At 66.0% G+C, this 14,396-nt stretch carries 16 protein-coding genes; 12 read left to right on the plus strand and 4 right to left on the minus strand.

Annotation, left to right across the window (positions count from 1 at the left end; translation table 11 throughout):
* Nucleotides 1–117 precede the first annotated feature (117 nt).
* From CWO91_RS10630 to CWO91_RS10660, 7 genes are all read left to right on the plus strand, one after another.
* Entirely contained in the window at nucleotides 118–486 is a 369-nt protein-coding gene (locus CWO91_RS10630) for a hypothetical protein (protein WP_128931160.1), read from the plus strand.
* 117 nt (nucleotides 487–603) lie between these two features.
* Nucleotides 604–1,008: a phosphoribosyl-ATP diphosphatase gene (gene hisE / locus CWO91_RS10635; protein WP_091895100.1), complete on the plus strand. Its 405-nt coding sequence runs from the start codon at nucleotides 604–606 to the stop codon at nucleotides 1,006–1,008.
* A 45-nt stretch (nucleotides 1,009–1,053) separates the two neighbouring features.
* Nucleotides 1,054–1,656, plus strand: a complete 603-nt coding sequence (locus CWO91_RS10640; RefSeq protein WP_176945964.1) for a YqaA family protein — start codon at nucleotides 1,054–1,056, stop codon at nucleotides 1,654–1,656.
* A 78-nt stretch (nucleotides 1,657–1,734) separates the two neighbouring features.
* Nucleotides 1,735–2,271, plus strand: a complete 537-nt coding sequence (locus tag CWO91_RS10645; protein ID WP_130213423.1) for a hypothetical protein — start codon at nucleotides 1,735–1,737, stop codon at nucleotides 2,269–2,271.
* 30 nt (nucleotides 2,272–2,301) lie between these two features.
* Complete coding sequence (locus CWO91_RS10650) at nucleotides 2,302–3,702, plus strand: aspartate ammonia-lyase (protein WP_130213424.1); 1,401 nt, start codon at nucleotides 2,302–2,304, stop codon at nucleotides 3,700–3,702.
* Between the two features lie 262 nt (nucleotides 3,703–3,964).
* Nucleotides 3,965–4,933: an NAD(P)H-dependent flavin oxidoreductase gene (locus tag CWO91_RS10655; RefSeq protein WP_130213425.1), complete on the plus strand. Its 969-nt coding sequence runs from the start codon at nucleotides 3,965–3,967 to the stop codon at nucleotides 4,931–4,933.
* Between the two features lie 232 nt (nucleotides 4,934–5,165).
* Nucleotides 5,166–5,939: a thioesterase family protein gene (locus CWO91_RS10660; protein WP_130213426.1), complete on the plus strand. Its 774-nt coding sequence runs from the start codon at nucleotides 5,166–5,168 to the stop codon at nucleotides 5,937–5,939.
* A 151-nt stretch (nucleotides 5,940–6,090) separates the two neighbouring features.
* Here CWO91_RS10660 and CWO91_RS10665 read toward each other — a convergent pair whose 3' ends face one another.
* Nucleotides 6,091–7,653 carry an AMP-binding protein gene (locus CWO91_RS10665; RefSeq protein ID WP_130213427.1) on the minus strand — a complete coding sequence of 521 codons (1,563 nt, stop codon included), beginning with the start codon at nucleotides 7,651–7,653 and terminating at the stop codon, nucleotides 6,091–6,093.
* A 124-nt stretch (nucleotides 7,654–7,777) separates the two neighbouring features.
* On the opposite strand from CWO91_RS10665, the gene CWO91_RS10670 reads away from it, so the two are divergent.
* The 4 genes from CWO91_RS10670 to CWO91_RS10685 all read left to right on the plus strand — a co-directional run bounded on the left by CWO91_RS10670 (nucleotide 7,778) and on the right by CWO91_RS10685 (nucleotide 10,716).
* Nucleotides 7,778–8,743 carry an NAD(P)H-dependent flavin oxidoreductase gene (locus tag CWO91_RS10670; RefSeq protein WP_130213428.1) on the plus strand — a complete coding sequence of 322 codons (966 nt, stop codon included), beginning with the start codon at nucleotides 7,778–7,780 and terminating at the stop codon, nucleotides 8,741–8,743.
* Between the two features lie 106 nt (nucleotides 8,744–8,849).
* The gene (locus CWO91_RS10675) at nucleotides 8,850–9,098 is read left to right on the plus strand and encodes a hypothetical protein (RefSeq protein ID WP_130213429.1); all 249 of its coding nucleotides are present in this window, start codon (nucleotides 8,850–8,852) and stop codon (nucleotides 9,096–9,098) included.
* Nucleotides 9,099–9,231: 133 nt separating this feature from the next.
* A complete protein-coding gene (locus tag CWO91_RS10680; protein WP_165405351.1) occupies nucleotides 9,232–9,942 on the plus strand; it encodes a hypothetical protein in 711 nt (236 codons plus the stop codon).
* A gap of 81 nt (nucleotides 9,943–10,023) precedes the next feature.
* Nucleotides 10,024–10,716 carry a hypothetical protein gene (locus CWO91_RS10685; protein WP_130213430.1) on the plus strand — a complete coding sequence of 231 codons (693 nt, stop codon included), beginning with the start codon at nucleotides 10,024–10,026 and terminating at the stop codon, nucleotides 10,714–10,716.
* 64 nt (nucleotides 10,717–10,780) lie between these two features.
* On the opposite strand, the gene CWO91_RS10690 is transcribed toward CWO91_RS10685, so the two are convergent.
* The gene (locus CWO91_RS10690; RefSeq protein WP_130213431.1) at nucleotides 10,781–11,005 is read right to left on the minus strand and encodes a cysteine rich repeat-containing protein; all 225 of its coding nucleotides are present in this window, start codon (nucleotides 11,003–11,005) and stop codon (nucleotides 10,781–10,783) included.
* 235 nt (nucleotides 11,006–11,240) lie between these two features.
* On the opposite strand from CWO91_RS10690, the gene CWO91_RS10695 reads away from it, so the two are divergent.
* Nucleotides 11,241–11,531, plus strand: a complete 291-nt coding sequence (locus CWO91_RS10695; RefSeq protein ID WP_060737488.1) for a hypothetical protein — start codon at nucleotides 11,241–11,243, stop codon at nucleotides 11,529–11,531.
* 134 nt (nucleotides 11,532–11,665) lie between these two features.
* On the opposite strand, the gene CWO91_RS10700 is transcribed toward CWO91_RS10695, so the two are convergent.
* Together CWO91_RS10700 and CWO91_RS10705 are read right to left on the minus strand one after the other, a co-directional pair.
* The gene (locus tag CWO91_RS10700; RefSeq protein WP_130213432.1) at nucleotides 11,666–13,591 is read right to left on the minus strand and encodes a sensor histidine kinase; all 1,926 of its coding nucleotides are present in this window, start codon (nucleotides 13,589–13,591) and stop codon (nucleotides 11,666–11,668) included.
* Nucleotides 13,588–14,259, minus strand: a complete 672-nt coding sequence (locus tag CWO91_RS10705; RefSeq protein ID WP_165405352.1) for a response regulator transcription factor — start codon at nucleotides 14,257–14,259, stop codon at nucleotides 13,588–13,590. Before CWO91_RS10705 ends, CWO91_RS10700 begins: the two co-directional genes overlap by 4 nt.
* Nucleotides 14,260–14,396: the final 137 nt, after the last annotated feature.

Raw genomic sequence — 14,396 nt, forward strand, 5'->3', positions numbered from 1 at the left:
GATTACGCAACCCCGTTCAGCTTGTGTTGGGGTTGGGGAACCCAACATGGGATGCGGGTGTTTTGACAGACACGAGCCTGTCTATAGGCACCATTCGAGGTCCCAAGGAGGGTCCACATGTTTGACAGTTTTTCGAAATTTGCCGGCCGCAAGGCCGTTCTTGCCACCGCCGCGGTGCTGGCACTGACCGCAATTGCCCCGACCGCGTCATACGCCGGCGGCCGCCACTGGCATGGTGGTGGAGGCGGCGCGGCCGCAGCTGCGGCTTTCGCAGCCATCGGCACGGGCCTCGCCATCGCCGCAAGCCGTGACGCCTACGCCTATGACTACGGTCCGGGCTACGGCTATTATGGCGGACCTGCCTATTACAGCGGTCCTGCTTACGGGCCCTATTATGGTCCGGGCCCGAATTACCAGTATCAGCGCTATGGCGGTACGGCTCCGTCCGAGTACTGCGGCCAGGGCTACTACACCAACTGCTACTAGCTCCGGCTCCCAAAGGTTGACTACAACGGGCCGTCGCGCTTGCCGCGCCGGCCTGTTTTTCGCTTTTATTGTCGCGCGTTAACGCGCTCGCCATGGGTTTAGAGTAGTTTGAGTACCATGAGTGATTCGCTTGAGCGGCTATATCTGGCTGTGCTCGCGGCCAGAGATCTTGATCCGGCAACATCGCGCACGGCCCGGCTGTTTCAGCGCGGGCCTTCCAAAATGGCGAAGAAACTGGCCGAAGAGGCCATCGAAGTCGTGATCGACGCGGTCAACGGCGATAGCGAGGCCGTGATCCGGGAGAGCGCCGACCTGCTCTACAATCTCACCGTGCTGTGGGCCTCGGCCGGGGTCCGTCCCGAGGACGTCTGGCGGGAGATGACGCGGCGTGAAGACATGCTCGGCATCGCCGAGAAGCTGCCGAAATCGCGGATGAAGCTGCCCAAGGTCGCGTCACCGCGCATTGCCTCAAGGCGGCCAATTGTCGCGCTCGAGGGCCGTGCCGCGCGCAAGCGCCACTAGAAACGTCATAATTCGCCTCAATCTCGGCATGGACAAATCCGTCCCATGGTGCTTCATCGCGGCGCCATGCTGAAACGTATCTACGACTGGTGCATCGACGCCGCCCACAAGCCCTACGCGCTCTGGATCATGGGAGCCGTGGCCTTCGCAGAAAGCTCGTTCTTTCCGGTCCCGCCGGATGTGATGCTGATCCCGATGTCGCTGGCGCGCCCGCAGCGCGCCTGGGTCTATGCGGCGATCTGCACCGTGACCTCGGTGGTCGGCGGCATGGTTGGCTACGCCATCGGAGCGCTGCTGTTCGATTCGGTCGGCCAGTGGCTGATCCAGGTCTACGGCCTCGGCGACAAGGTCGATGCCTTCCGCGCCTCCTATGCGGAATGGGGTGCGATCATCATCCTGCTCAAGGGGCTGACGCCGATCCCCTACAAGCTCGTCACCATCACCTCGGGCTTTGCCGGCTACAATATCCTTCTGTTCATCCTGTGCTCGATCGTCGCGCGCGGCGGACGCTTCTTCGTCGTCGCGATCCTGCTCAACCGCTATGGCGATTGGATCCGCGTCAGGATCGAGAAGCATCTCGGCCTCTGGGTGGCGATCGGCGCCGCCGTGCTGGTGCTCGGATTCGTGGTGGCGATCAAGCTGATCTAGCGTTTGCGCGAGGATCATGCTCGCTCAATAACCTCGCGGCGCTTTGCCGCCGCGTCGGCATCGGCTACGCTTGCCGTCATGATGGTTCGATCCGGCAAACCGGCCATGCGGTTCGGGACGCTGATGTCAGCAGTGCTGCTCCTGGTTTTCGCCGGCGGGACGGCATGGCCGCAAGCGGCGCCGCCCGCGCTCGGCCTCCAGGAGCAGGGGACCCAGGCCGCGCCGCCGCCGTCGACACCCGCTCCATCGGCGCCGCCGGCGCGTGAGGAAAATCCCGGGCTGATCAACGAAATGGGCAAGCTGTTCGACAAGCTGCCCTCGATCCTGCCGCCGATCAAAAGCCCGAGCGAGACCATGAACGATTTGTCCCGGCTGGCGAAGCCGTCCACCATGGTCTCGGGGCGCGCGGCCTGTCCGGCCTCCGCGAACGGCGCGCCCGACTGCAAGCAGGCCGCCGACCAGCTCTGCCAGAGCAAGGGCTATCGCGAGGGCAAGAGCCTGAATGCCGACTCCGCCGAGAAATGCTCGGCCAAGGTCCTGATACCGGGCCGGCAACGCAAGCCGGACGATTGCCGCACCGATACTTTCGTGACCAGCGCGCTGTGCCAGAACTGATGGCTCGCGCGCATGCAACAAGGAGTGCCCATGAGCCGTACGGAGCAGGACTTCCTCGGACAGCGTGAGATCGCCGACGACATCTATTACGGCGTCCAGACCATCCGCGGGAAGGAGAACTTCCACATCACCGGCATTCCGATGAGCCAGGAGCCTTACTTCGTGAAGGCGCTTGGTTACGTGAAGAAAGCGGCCGCCATGGCCAACCGCGATCTCGGCGCGATCGACGCCAAGGTGGCCGATGCGATCGTCCTGGGCTGCGACCGCGTGATTGCCGGCGACATGATGGATCAGTTCGTCACCGACTTCATTCAGGGCGGCGCCGGCACCTCGACGAACATGAACGCCAACGAGGTGATCGCCAACCTCGCGTTGGAATCGCTCGGCTTTGCGAAGGGCGATTACCAGCACGTCAGCCCCAACGATCACGTCAATTACGGCCAGTCCACCAACGACACCTATCCGACCGCCTTTCGCCTGGCGCTGATCCTGCGGCTCGAGAGCTACATGACGGCGCTGCGCCAGCTTCAGGAGGCCTTCTTCGCCAAGGGCCGCGAGTTCGATCGTGTGCTGAAAATGGGCCGCACGCATCTTCAGGACGCGGTGCCGATGTCGCTCGGCGCCGAATTCCGGGGATGGGGCACCACGATCGGTGAGGAGGTCGATCGCATCTCGGAGGCCCGCGCGCTGCTGCGCGAGATCAATCTCGGCGCCACCGCAATCGGCACCTCCGTGACCGCGGCCGTCGGCTATCCCAAGCTCGCGGTCCGGCACCTGAGCGCGCTGACCGGCGTCGAGTTCGTTCTCGCCAGCGATCTCGTCGAGGCGACCTCCGACACCGGCGCCTATGTGCAGCTCTCGGGCGTCCTCAAGCGCACCGCCAGCAAGCTGACGAAGATCTGCAACGACATCCGTCTGCTCGCCTCGGGCCCGCGTGCCGGCTTCAACGAGATCAACCTGCCGCAGCTTCAGCCGGGCTCCTCGATCATGCCCGGCAAGGTCAATCCCGTCATCCCCGAGGTGGTGAACCAGACCAGCTTTCTCGTCATCGGTCTCGACACCACGGTGACGCTGGCCGCTTCCGCCGGCCAGCTCCAGCTCAACGTGATGGAGCCGGTGATCTCGTTCGCACTGTTCTTCTCGATCCGCACCATGGAGCGCGCGGTCAACAGCCTGCGCGAGCATTGCATCGTCGGCATCACCGCCAACGAGGAGCACACCCGCAACATGGTGCTGAACTCGCTCGGCATCGTCACGGTGCTGAAGCCGCTGCTCGGCTACAAGCAATGCGCCGAGATCGCACGCGAGGGCTACAAGAGCGGCAAGTCGCTGCGCCAGATCGTCGTAGTCGAGCGCAAGCTGCTGACGCAGGAGAAGTGGGACGAGATGTTCTCGTTCGAGCGGCTGATCAACCCGGATCTGATCGGGTGAGCGGTGGTCTCTCCTCGCGTCATTCCGGGGCACGCGGAGCGCGAGCCCGGAATCCATTTCGCCATTCGCGCTGAGGCCCGATGGATTCCGGGCCTGCGCCTATCGGCACATCCCGGAATGACGGAGAGAGGAATTCCGCGCGTTGGAATTGCGGTAACGGCGTCCGCCGCGGCGTCACAACGCAATACTTGACAGTGGAAAGATTGCCTTGTTGGTATGTCCCCAACCTTCGATTTGACCGCCAAGAGAGGACCGTTCCGCAATGTCCATGCCTGCCTTGTTTAGGGGACGCCTGTCGATCCCCGTGATCGGTTCGCCGCTCTTCATCATCTCGGTGCCTGATCTCGTGATCGCGCAGTGCAAGGCGGGTGTGGTCGGCTCGTTTCCGGCGCTGAACGCGCGACCGCCGGAATTGCTCGACGAATGGCTGGCGCGGATCACCGAGGAACTCGCGGCCTATGACCGCGCGCATCCCGACAAGCCGTCGGCGCCGTTCGCGGTCAACCAGATCGTGCACAAGTCGAACAACCGGCTCGATCACGACATGCAGCTCTGTGCCAAGTACAAGGTGCCGATGATCATCTCCTCGCTCGGGGCACGCGAGGAACTGAACCAGGCCGTGCATGGCTGGGGCGGCATCGTCTTCCACGACGTGATCAACCAGAAATTCGCGCGCAAGGCGATCGAGAAGGGCGCCGACGGCCTGATCCTGGTCGCCGCCGGTGCCGGCGGCCATGCCGGCACCATCTCGCCGCTCGCCTTCGTCGCCGAGACGCGAAAGTGGTTCGACGGCCCGATCGCGCTGTCGGGTGCGATCGGCAACGGCAAGGCGATCCGCGCCGCGCGCATTCTCGGTGCAGACTTCGCCTATATCGGCTCGGCCTTCATCGCGACCAGGGAAGCCAACGCGGTCGAGAAGTACAAGGAGATGATCGCCGGCTCGAGCGCCGACGACATCGTCTATTCCAACCTCTTCACCGGCGTGCACGGCAATTATCTGAAGCCCTCGATCCTCGCCGCCGGCATGGATCCGGAAAACCTGCCGACCTCCGATCCCTCCAAGATGAACTTCGGCACCGACGCCTCCGGCGAGCGCGCCAAGCCGAAGGCCTGGAAGGAGATCTGGGGCTCGGGTCAGGGCATCGGCAGCGTCGAGGGCATCGTGCCCGCCGCCGACCTGATCGCGCGCTTCAAGAAGGAATACGACGAAGCGATCGATCCGCCGTTGTAACTGTTGTCGTCCCGCATCCTCTCATTCGTCGTCCCGGACAAGCGCAGCAAAGCGGAGCGCCGATCCGGGACCCATACTCCAGGGAGAGGTTTGGCGAAGATTCGTGGTTGCCGGCTCGTGCCACGACTGCTCCCTGGGGGGTATGGGTCCCGGCCCCCGTGCGCAATTGCGCACTAGGCCGGGACGACACCTTGGTTAGTGCCGCCAGCGTTTCCGCCAATTGAGATTTGCCATGCCCCCCATCTACCGCGTCGACGGCAACAGCGTCGTCACCAGCCCGGACGCCGCGGGGCCCTGGGACCGCCGCATGCAGCACGGCTCGGCGCCGGCTTCGCTGGTGACGTGGGCGGCCGAACGCATTCCGACGCCTGTTCCGATGGACATCGCGCGAGTCACGATCGATCTGATGCGCCCGGTGCCGGTGGCGCCGCTCACGATCGCGGCCGAGGTCTTGCGCGAGGGCCGCAAGATCCAGCTCTGCGGAATCAAGCTGCTCGCCGACGGCGTGCAGGTGGTCGGTGCCACCGTGCTCAAGATCAGGCGCCAGGCGCTGAGCCTGCCCGACGACGTCAAGGAGCTGCCGGTTACGTTGCCCTCGCCCGAGGACTCGCTGGTCGAGGACGGTCACGCCGCCACCAGCCCGTTCGTGCGCTCGGTCTCGATGCGTGCCGCACGCGGCCGCTTCGGCCAGGCCGGCGCCGGCGCGATCTGGTTTCGCGTCGATCATCCCTTGATTGCAGGCGAGGCGATCTCGCAGGCGATGCGCGCCGTGGTCGCCGCCGACTTCTCCAACGGCACCGCTTCGACGCTCGACTTCCGCGCCTGGACCTACATCAACGCCGATCTCACCGTGAGCTTTGCGCGGCAGCCGGTGGGCGAGTGGATCCTGCTCGACGGCGACTCCTGGATCGGCCCCGACGGCGCCGGGCTGGCAATGTCGCGGCTGGCGGACCGGCAGGGCTATTTCGGCCGGGCGGTGCAGAGCCTGGTGATCGAGAAACGGTGAGGGCGGCCTTCGTGCCCCGGACGCCGTGCAACGCGAAGCGTTGCGCGGTCGAGCCGGGGCCCATGTCTCGGCTGGGGCATGCAGCACTGGGTCCCGGCTCTGCGCCGCATCACTTGCGTGCTGCGCCGCGTCCGGGACACGAGAGCTGCACTCACCCCACCATTCGGTCGCGCCCGCTCCAGAAGCCCGCGCGCAGCACCTTCTTGTCGATCTTGCCGACGCCGGTCATCGGCAGCTGCTTGACGAACTGAATCTGCTTGGGCGCGTGCGCCGAGCCCTTTCGCGTCTTCACCAGGTTGATCAGCTCGTCCGGATCGGGCCTTGCGCCTTCGCGCGGCACGACGATGGCGGTGACGGCCTCGCCCCATTTCTCGTCGGGAATGCCGACGACAGCGACCATGGCGACGTCGGCATGCTGCGACAGCACGTCCTCGACCTCGCGCGGGAAGATGTTGAAGCCGCCGGAGACGATCATGTCCTTCTTGCGGTCGAGGATGAACATGTAGCCGCGCTCGTCCTTGCGCGCGATGTCGCCGGTGTGGACCCAGCCGTTCTTCAGCGTCTCGACGGTGATGTCGGGCCGCTTCCAGTACTCCGCCATCACGTGCGGCGCGCGCACGCAGATCTCGCCGGGCTCGCCCGTCGCCACCTCCTGGTCGTCGTCATCGAGGATCTTGACCTCGCAGGCCGCGATCGGGAAGCCGCAGGACAGGAACAGCTCCGGTGTCTTGGGATCGTGATCCGCCTTGCGCAGCACCGAGACGGGATAGCATTCGGTCTGTCCGTAAAGCTGCGAGAAAACCGGCCCGATGCGCTCGATCCCCTCGACCAGGCGGCTCGGCGACATCGCGGAGGCGCCATAGAGCACCAGCTCGAGCGAGGACAGGTCGGTCTTGCCGAGCGCGGGATGATCGAGCAGCACATAGATCATGGTCGGCACGAGCAGCGTGAAGTTGATGCGCTCGCGCGCGATCGTCGCCAGCATCGCCTCGGGATCGAAACTCTTGAGCATGTGCACGGTGCCGCCGCGCATCAAGGTCGGCAGCACCTTCGTGCCCGCGACGTGGCTGATCGGCGCGACCGTGAGATAGCGCGCGGCCTCGGGGATCTCGAAATCGGCGAGGATCGCGGCGGCGGCTCCGGCATTCTCGCGGTGATAGCGTAGCGCGCCCTTGGATTTGCCGGTCGTGCCGCCGGTGTAGTTCAGCGTGGCGAGATCGTCGGGACCGGCAAGGCACAGCGCGCTGGCGTGTCCCGCAGTCTCGATCGCCGCCAGCAGATCGACGCCGTAGCTGGCTGGTCCCATGGTGAACACAGCCTTGAGCCGGCCAGCCTTCGCGGCGAGGTCGCCGCCGCGATCGCCGAAGGCGGCCACATCGACCACCAGCATCTCGGCGTCGGAATCCTCGAGCTGAAACAGCTGGTCCTCCAGCGATCCCAAAGGATGAAGCCAGGTGATGCAGAGCCGCGCCAACTGCGCCGCGACGCCCGCGCACCAGGTGTCGGCGCGGTTGGCTGTGAGGAAGGCGACGCGCGCGCCGGGCTGCAATCCAAGCCGCATGAACACGCCCTGGATGCGTCCGATCAGGTCGATGGTGCCCTGATAGCTCAGTGATCCCTCAGGCCAGGCGAAAGCGGTGCGGCCGGGATAGCGCGACAGCGCCCGTAGCGTCTGCGCACAAGCCGGGGACGATGCGTGGAGCGGATCGGACATATGTTTCCTCGTTGCTTTGTCATCGGCTTCTGGCGTGCCAATGTTGCTGATGACGCTAGCACAGCGAATGCGGGATGGAACGACAAAGCCCGCGCAGCGAGGCAAGAATGACAAGGAGATTGGCGTGCCATCAGACCGACTGCAGCGCTTCCGCGATCGTCTTGATCTGCCGCTGATCGCGGCGCCGATGTTTCTGGTGTCGGGCGTCGAGCTCATGGTCGCGGCCTGCCGCAACGGCGTGATCGGCAGCTTCCCAACCGCGAATTGCCGTAGCGCGGAACAGCTCGACGAATGGCTCACCGCGATCGAAACCCGGTTGCGGCAGCACGAAGAGCAAACCGGACGCAAGGCGGCGCCGCTTTGTCCGAACCTGATCGTGCACCGCTCCAACGCGCGGCTGGAGCAGGATCTCGCCGTGCTGCTGCGGCACAGGCCGGAGATCGTCATCACCTCGGTCGGCTCGCCGGCGCCCGTGATGAAGCCGCTACATGACGCCGGCGCATTGGTGCTGGCGGATGTCGCTTCGATCCGCCACGCCGAACGCGCGGCGGAAGCCGGTGCGGACGGGCTGGTGCTGCTGACCGCGGGCGCCGGCGGCCAGACCGGCTGGCTCAATCCGTTCGCCTTCGTCCGCGCGGTGCGCGCATTCTACGACGGCATCATCGTGCTCGCCGGCGGCATCAGTGACGGCCGCGCGCTGCACGCCGCTGAAGTGCTCGGCTGCGATCTCGCTTACATGGGCACGAAGTTCATCGCGACGCGCGAGAGCATGGCGGATGATCGTTACAAGCGGATGCTGGTCGAGAGCAGCGCCGACGACGTCCTGCTCACCACCGCCTTCACGGGATTGCAGACCAGTATGCTGAGGCCGTCGATCGTGGCCGCAGGTCTCGATCCCGACGACCTGCCGGCGCGCGGGGCGATCGACATCGCCAAGGACATCGACGTCGCCGTGCGCGAGAGCCGGCCGAAACGCTGGCGCGACATCTGGAGCGGCGGGCACTCGACATCGGGGGTGACGGACGTGCTCACTGTCGACGATCTCGTTGCGCGGACGGTTACCGAATATCGCGAGGCGGGCGGACAGTAGAGCCTGGTCATGACGCTGGGAGACGCCCCGCTCACTTAACGGCAGATTAACCATCGCCCGCCAAGAATCCCTCAAGGCCGCCAATCAGGACCGAGAGGGACAGGCGATGGACTTCAACTATCTCAACGGCAAGACAGCCGCGACGTTGGACGAAATCCGCGTTCGCGTGGCCCACGCGCTGGCCCGCCATCCGCTGTGCCGCAACGTGCGCTTCGACATCGTCAGCGTCCCCCGTACCCGCCGCGGCGGCAACTGGACGGTGACGCTGCAATCGGTCGAGCCGCGCGCGGTCTGGGAGGCCTCGGAGATCGTGGCCGACATCCAGGATGCCTACGAACTTGCGGCAGCTGCCTGATTTCGTTGAACTTTTCAGGTGATGTCGCCGCAGTCCGCGCGATTGCCGCCGCAATTGCACGGTTAAGCCTTAATTATCGCCCAGTTTCCGGGCAGTGATCACGTGGACTTGAAAGTTGGGCGCGGAGAGACGTTTGTCCAAAGCCATTACCATCGTCGCGCTGACCTGTTTTCTCGTCCTCGGCGCTGCGACGACCGCCATTCTCGGCCGCGACAGCGTGCCCAGTGTCAGCGCGGAGATGATCACGCAGGCGCCTCCGGCCAAACCGCTCGCGACCAACCGTGCCGCCAAGGCCGACCGTCTGGTTCCGACGCTGGCGCTGGCCTCGGCCGCAATCGAGCCGGTGCAGGTCGCCGCCGACAAGCTCGCCCAGACGCCGGTGCTGACCGAGCCGCTTCGCCAGGCCTTTGCCGCCGCCACGCCTTCCGATTTCCCGATGCCGAAGGCAAGTTCGCACGAGGCCCCTGCCGCAGCGGAGGTCCCCGCTGTCGAAGTCCCGGCCAAGCCGAAGGCGGTGGCCAAGCCGCAGCCGCAGAAATCCTATGCGCTGCTGTCCGACGCACAGATTGCGGGCATCAGGGATCGCCTGAAACTCTCGTCGTCGCAGGAATATTATTGGCCCTCGGTCGAGACGGCGCTCCGCAACGTTGTCCGCAAGATCTCGGCAAACAAGCTCTCCAATCCGAACGCGCCGGGCGTGCCGATCGATCCGAATTGCGACGAGGTCCAGCAGTTGAAGTCGGTGGCGATGCCGCTGCTGTTCCAGTTGCGTGACGACCAGAAAGAGGAAGTGCGCAAGCTCGCCCGCATCATCGGGCTGGAGAAGGTCGCGCAGCAGATCTGACAGTTCCTTTGGGAACTGCTCCCGCATCAGGAACATCCGGCAATCAACGTGCGTTGCTCGCCCCAAAGAGGGAGTGGATCAATGCGCGCCTCGACTGCCTATTTCGTCGGTGCCGGAACCATTGTCGCGGCCATCGCCATTGGTCTCGGCGGCGGCATCGTCGCCGGTAACATCATGAATCCGATCGCGCCCAAGCAGGGGCCTGACACCAGCAAGCGCGCCGACGCCGCTGGCACAGCGGCGGCGATGAACGCACCGTCCGAGCGCGTCAATTATCTCACCGGTTCGCAGGCTTTTGGCGCGATCATTGCCGCACCGGCGCAGGCCGAGGCAAAGCCTGAACCCGCCAAGCCCGATACGCAAACCACTCAGACGAACGTTGAACTGCCGACACCGCGGCCTTCGCAAGCAGCCGCGGTCGAGCCGCCCAAGGAACAGTCCAAGGAACAGTCCAAGCCGGCACCAGCCGCGCCCAGGCCTGCGGAGCTGCAGGCGTCGACAGAGCCGGCCGCTTCGCCGGACAACGCCTATGCCAAGGCGCGGGATTCCGATGTGAAGCGCGCCGCGTCCGAACGCCGCCGGATGGAGCGCCGCGAACGCTGGGCCGAGCGCCGCCACTATTACGAGTCCCGCGAGATGCGCGGCCCGCGCGACCGCACCGATTGGGACGACGTCGCGCGCAACATCCGCGAAGATTCCGATGCCCGAGATATCGCAAGCCGCCCACGCAGCGGCTTCCCGCAGATCAGGCTGTTCGGGCCTGACGACGACTAAAGCATGATGCGCAAAACAGAGTCCGGGTTCGCTCCGCTGGAGCGCTCCCGGACCGAGCGCCAGCTCACCCTCCGTGAGATTCCACGACCTTGCGGCAGGAGTCGGAGAGCTTGGTCTTGTTCTGGCGCAGGCAGGCATTCATCTGCGGCGGCTTGCCGACATGTTCGGCGCAGAATTTGCTGGCATCGCCGCGGCAGGCCATCTGCTCCTGCGGCGTCGGACCGGATTGCGCAGCGGCGGACACGGCGGTGGCGGCGAGCAGCAGCGCGGCAAGAACCGAAATCTTCATAAAACACCTCTTTGGGATTGTCGTTGGTCCCGCCTGGGATCAAGCGGGCCGGACGATCTCGCGAAGGCCGGGCGCAGGTCCATGCCATGTTCATGGCACCGGGTGCGCCCTCCTGCCCACGGCACCCCATCTTCATGGCATGTATCCGCGCCCGGTCTTTTGCCATTCAGGCTGCACGTCGGCTGCGAAACCCGGTGATTGCATCGGGACGCCGAACGGGAAGCAGGAGAGCAAGATGTCGAAGAGAGCGGGAGCGCTGAGCGCCGGGCTGACGATCATGGCGCTGGCGGGTGCGGCGATGGTGTCGCTGGGCACGAGCCCGGCGCAGGCCGTGGTCTATTGCAAGACGGTCGGTGTGCCCAAGGGCTGCGTGGTGCGGCCGACTGCGGCAGTGGTGGTCGCGCCGGGAGCTCCGGTTGCGCGGGCCGCGGTCGCGACACCCGGTGTCGGTGCGCCCGGTGTCGGCGTGCGCGCAGGTACGCCGATGAATCGCGGCGGCCCGGTCAATCGCGTCGGCGTGCGCTGATATTCCATTCGATTGATTTGATTGCATTGCTTCGGGCCAACGGAGCCCCTGCGGACGAACACCCCCCGTCCTCCGCAGAGGACCCGGCCCGTCCCCTCTCTCCGTGCGCCCCACACGTTCGGGGAGGGGGCTTTTCAGCCCGCAGCCGCATCGCTGTCGGGAAAACGCCGCGGCAATTGCAGCCGCACGCGCGTGCCTGAGACATCCGAGCTCAGATCGAGCACCGCGCCGCAGCGGGCGGCGCGGCTCCTCATGTTGCGCAAGCCCCGCGCGGTCTGGCCGGCGCCCGCGCCATTGCCGGCGAGCGCAAAGCCCTTGCCCGCAAAACCCTTGCCGTCGTCCGTCACGCTGATCACGCCATACGGCCCGTGATCGTCGTCGAGCGTCTCGATGCTGACCGCGATGTGGCGCGCCTCTGCGTGCTTGACGGCGTTGGTCACGGCCTCGTCGAGGATGCGCACGATCTGGATGACGTGCCATGGCCGCAATTCGGGATGCAGCGGCAGGCCCTGCGGCGTGGCCACGCGCCAGTCGAGCGCGATGTCGTGCGGCCGCAATTGCGCCGTCGCGCGCTCGCGCCAGGAGCCGAGCGCGAGCATCAGGTCGCCGCCGATGTCGTCCATGGAATCGATGACGAGGCGTAGATCCTTCAGTGCTGCGCGAGCGGCCTCCGTGATGGTCGCGCCCTCATGGCCGCGCTCGGAGAGCGCGACGATGCTGACGAGCTGGCCGCCAAGGCCGTCATGCAGATCCCGCATCAGCCGCGTGCGCTCATTGGCGAGCGCCGCGGCGCGGGCGCGCGCCTCCTCGCGGGCAAAGCTTGCCTTCAGCCGTTCCTCGGCCTCGCCCACCCGTGCAACGAGTTGGCCGGCAAAGCTGTCGACCTGGTTCAGCGCGCGTGCGAAGCGCCAGGTCAGCCCGGCGCCGATCGCGACCAGCATCGCCGAATAGGACAGGCGCGAGACGAAGATGCGATCGTTGGTCGCGATCTCCAACACCGTGAGCATGTCCTGGACCCAGCAGACCAGCACGATGGTCACGGCGCAGCCGATCGTGAAGCTTGCCGCGTCCTGCCGCCGGACCACTGCGGCCGCGGTCACGCAGGCCATCAGGAACAGGCACAGCCCGACCGTGGGAATGCCGAGCACCAGAAAGAGAATGCGCGGCAGCGGCGGGCCGCCGATCAGCCCGACCACGAACACGACGAGGCCCGGCACGAACAGCAGCGCGCCGTAACGCGGCCAGCGCCAGCCGAAAAACAGCATGCCGAACACAACGATCAGCGCGCTCTCGATCGGTGCGGATGCCAGCAGCACGGCGGCGAGCCGCGACGTGGTGGCCGGCGGCACCGGCGGCGGCACGAACGCCTGCACCACGCCGAGCACCATCGCCGCCGCCAGCACGCCGTAAACCGGCTCGTGGCGCCGCATCAGCCACATGATCGCAAGGATGACCGCGAGAATCGATTGCCAGGCGGAGAACACGACGGGCAGCGTGACGAACAGCAGCGTGCGCGTCTCATAGGCGGGACGCAAGGCGGCGTCCGGCCCGACATAGACGGTGTCGAGAAAGCCCTTCAGCGGCCCCCAGACGAACAGCCGCACCGTGAGATCGTTGGCGCCGTCGCGCGGCAGCGAGGACGGAATCGCCGCGATCTGCGGCGTGTTGCGGTCCGGCCGGTTGGCATTGGCGTCACGCCGGGAATCCAGCACCACGACGCCGTTGACGGCGACCTCCACCGCATTGCTGAAGCGTGGCAGATACACCGACCATCCCGCATCGCTCCTGCGAAATGTGAAGGCGCCGGTATAGAGCGGCGGGTCCGCCAGCGAATAGCGCGATGCGGTGAAGTGCGGCAGCGTCACCGCACGCATCGTACCGTCCTCGCGCGCCGAAAAATCGCTCACGGCGAAGTCTTCGGGATCGCCGGGTTGCAGCAGCCGGAGCCCAAGGACGGTGACGATGACGATCAGGGCCTGGAGCAGCAGATAGGGCACGAGGCGCGACACGATCAGCCGGCGCCGCGGGCGCATCGATGTCTTCGCCGCGATCTCGCTCACAGCTTGATCAGGCCCTGCTGCACCGCTTCGAACACGGCCTCGCCGCGGGTGTGCACCTCGAGCTTGCGATAGATGTTCTTGATGTGGCCGGGCACGGTCTGCCTGGACAGGCCGAGATGGCTCGCGATCTCGGCATAGCTGAAGCCTTTGGCGATGCCCCAGAGGATGTCGATCTCCCGCGGGGTCAGCTTGGCCGTGTTGAGCGCGGGCCCGGGCGAGGGCTCCGCCGAACTCTGCGTACGCCGCACGATGAAACGGGCGATCGAGGCCGAGATCGGCGAATGGCCGGCGACCAGATCGCGCACGGTGGTGGCGATGTCGGTCGGGAAGGCATCCTTCAGGAGATAGCCGGTGGCGCCGACCGTGATCGCCGAGATCACGCTTTCCTCGTCGCCGAGCGCCGAGATCACCATGATCTCGGTTTCGGGAAAGCGCTGCCGGGTTTCGCGAATCAGCTCGATGCCGTGGCCGTCGGGCAGCCTGAGATCGGTGAGCAGCACGCGAGGCGCCCCCTCGCCGAGCGCGGAGCGGGCCTCTGCGAGTGTGCCGGCACTCCGCACCTCGTAGCCGGCCTTGACCAGCGCGTCCTGGAGCCGCCAGCAGGTCGGCGCGTCGTCCTCGACGAGGAGGATGGTGATGGCCTCACCCGTCTCGCCCTGTTCGCTCATGTTCATCGTCCCGCGACCCGCGTGTCCCCCGCGGCGCGAGGCAAGTCTAACCGCAGTGCGGATGCCGTGACACCCATAATCATGGGGGCGACGATAACACGGTCCCGCGCCAGGCGCGGACTGACGGTCGTGAGCTG

This window comes from Bradyrhizobium genosp. SA-3 (genome assembly GCF_004212635.1).
Taxonomy (GTDB): Bacteria; Pseudomonadota; Alphaproteobacteria; order Rhizobiales; family Xanthobacteraceae; genus Bradyrhizobium.

Excerpts from the sequence above, each read along its gene's own strand:
- CWO91_RS10630 (WP_128931160.1), top strand. The coding sequence starts at position 118 with ATGTTTGACAGTTTTTCGAAATTTGCCGGCCGCAAGGCCGTTCTTGCC.
- hisE (WP_091895100.1), top strand. The coding sequence starts at position 604 with ATGAGTGATTCGCTTGAGCGGCTATATCTGGCTGTGCTCGCGGCCAGA.
- CWO91_RS10640 (WP_176945964.1), top strand. The coding sequence starts at position 1,054 with ATGGTGCTTCATCGCGGCGCCATGCTGAAACGTATCTACGACTGGTGC.
- CWO91_RS10645 (WP_130213423.1), top strand. The coding sequence starts at position 1,735 with ATGATGGTTCGATCCGGCAAACCGGCCATGCGGTTCGGGACGCTGATG.
- CWO91_RS10650 (WP_130213424.1), top strand. The coding sequence starts at position 2,302 with ATGAGCCGTACGGAGCAGGACTTCCTCGGACAGCGTGAGATCGCCGAC.
- CWO91_RS10655 (WP_130213425.1), top strand. The coding sequence starts at position 3,965 with ATGTCCATGCCTGCCTTGTTTAGGGGACGCCTGTCGATCCCCGTGATC.
- CWO91_RS10660 (WP_130213426.1), top strand. The coding sequence starts at position 5,166 with ATGCCCCCCATCTACCGCGTCGACGGCAACAGCGTCGTCACCAGCCCG.
- CWO91_RS10665 (WP_130213427.1), bottom strand. The coding sequence starts at position 7,653 with ATGTCCGATCCGCTCCACGCATCGTCCCCGGCTTGTGCGCAGACGCTA.
- CWO91_RS10675 (WP_130213429.1), top strand. The coding sequence starts at position 8,850 with ATGGACTTCAACTATCTCAACGGCAAGACAGCCGCGACGTTGGACGAA.
- CWO91_RS10685 (WP_130213430.1), top strand. The coding sequence starts at position 10,024 with ATGCGCGCCTCGACTGCCTATTTCGTCGGTGCCGGAACCATTGTCGCG.
- CWO91_RS10690 (WP_130213431.1), bottom strand. The coding sequence starts at position 11,005 with ATGAAGATTTCGGTTCTTGCCGCGCTGCTGCTCGCCGCCACCGCCGTG.
- CWO91_RS10695 (WP_060737488.1), top strand. The coding sequence starts at position 11,241 with ATGTCGAAGAGAGCGGGAGCGCTGAGCGCCGGGCTGACGATCATGGCG.
- CWO91_RS10705 (WP_165405352.1), bottom strand. The coding sequence starts at position 14,259 with ATGAGCGAACAGGGCGAGACGGGTGAGGCCATCACCATCCTCCTCGTC.